This window comes from Streptohalobacillus salinus (assembly GCF_003201605.1).
In the GTDB taxonomy this organism is placed as follows: Bacteria; Bacillota; Bacilli; order Bacillales; family Amphibacillaceae; genus Streptohalobacillus; species Streptohalobacillus salinus.
Genome location: NZ_QJJR01000031.1, coordinates 1 through 1,745 on the forward strand (window position 1 = coordinate 1; position 1,745 = coordinate 1,745).

Annotated in this window: 2 protein-coding genes; both read left to right on the plus strand. The window is 34.6% G+C overall.

What is annotated here, in order from left to right; translation table 11 throughout:
• The first annotated feature begins 69 nt into the window (after positions 1–69).
• Positions 70–759, plus strand: coding sequence for a helix-turn-helix domain-containing protein (locus tag DES38_RS11860; protein ID WP_170114400.1), 690 nt, complete (start codon positions 70–72; stop codon positions 757–759).
• 26 nt (positions 760–785) lie between these two features.
• Positions 786–1,643 carry an IS3 family transposase gene (locus DES38_RS11865; protein WP_342767383.1) on the plus strand — a complete coding sequence of 286 codons (858 nt, stop codon included), beginning with the start codon at positions 786–788 and terminating at the stop codon, positions 1,641–1,643.
• Positions 1,644–1,745: the final 102 nt, after the last annotated feature.

Below are 1,745 nucleotides of genomic sequence, written 5' to 3' on the forward strand. Positions count from 1 at the left end.
TGATATGCTCCTAATAAAGTAGACAGTAGAAATAATAAAAATTCTACTACTTTATTAGGAGTGTTTTTTATGCGTAAAAATAAGAAATGGACAGCTGACCAAAAGCTAGAAATAGTATTGAGTAGCTTGAATGGAGAAAGATCACTATCAATGATTTCCAAACAGTATGGTTGTAATAAAAGAATGTTGCAAAGGTGGATTTCTGCTTACAGGCAGTATGGAAGTCAAGGTTTACAAAAAAGTAAAGAGAAAACTATTTATACCGATTCTTTCAAAAGAAAGCTCGTAGATGAATTATTAAGTGGCCAGTCTCAAAGTTCGGTCTTACGAAAGTATAAAATTAATCCTAATTCTCATGCGCTTTTATCAGTTTGGATGAAAGAGTATACTAGTGGTATCAAATACACTAGTAGAGGAAGATATCCAATGAGTAAAGGAAGAAAAACAACACTTGAAGAAAGATTAGCCATTGTAAAGTCTGCTTTGGATAGTAATAAGGACTACCATCAAACCGCAGAAACCTATAAGGTTTCCTACCAGCAGGTATATGGCTGGGTACGAAAATACGAATTAGAAGGGAAAGATGGGCTTATTGACCGCAGAGGGCAAAAAAGTAAGTCAGTTGGAGAAATGTCAGATGTGGAACGCTTAGAGCATGCTTTAAAAGCAGAGCAGCTCAACAGCCGACGACTTCAAATGGAGAATGACTATCTAAAAAAGTTAAAAGAGATCGAACAAACGATGGAGGATTATCGTTAGTCCGTCAGTCGTCGAACTATATAGCAATTCGATCTCTTAACAAAGAAAAAGGTTATCCTATTCAAGAATTATGTATAATTTCAGGTGTCGCTCGATCTGCATATTACAAATGGCTTAACCGAAAAGTTCCCGAAAAAGAAAAATCCGACTTGTTTTTGCAAGAATTGGTTTATCTTATTTACCATGATCCAGAAGTAGATAAAACATACGGGTATAGAAGAATCAATCTTGCTTTAAAAAGTATGGGTATCCTACATGATGATAAAACAGTTTTACGTATCATGAGATCATTAGGTATTCAGTCCGTTATACGAAAGAAAAGGAAAATATATCCCCATATCAATCCAGACCATATCGCAGAGAATCATTTAAATAGAGACTTCGTCTCTGAAAGACCGAATCAAAAGTGGTGTACGGATATTACAGAAATGAAAGACAGTGGTGGGAACAAGGTCTATTTAAGTGCAGTTATTGATCTTTTTGACTTATCGATTGTGTCTTATAAATTCTCTAATAGAAATAATAATGAATTAGTGGAAGAAACGATCCGATCAGCATTCACAGCCAATCCAGAAGCGACTCCAATGATTCATAGTGATAGAGGATCGCAATATACATCGTACATGTTTAACGGATTAATGGAAGAATACGGGTTTAAACAAAGCATGTCTCGAGCAGGGTATTGTTTAGATAATCAACCGATCGAGCGCTTCTTTGGATTAATCAAATCAGAATATTATTATCGTAAAAAATTTATCATACTCTCTCAATTGGAAAGTGGTATAAAAAAATTCATCGATTACTATAATAAACGAAGAATTACTTTAAAGTTTGATGGATTAGCCCCCTTGATGAAGCGTGAGCAATATAATATAGCAAGTTGACTTAACCTTCCGTAGGAAGAAAAAAGACTTATGCGATAGGCATAAGTCTTATACAACAAAGTTTTTATTTTTAATACTGTCTACTTGACACGTATCAGTTCA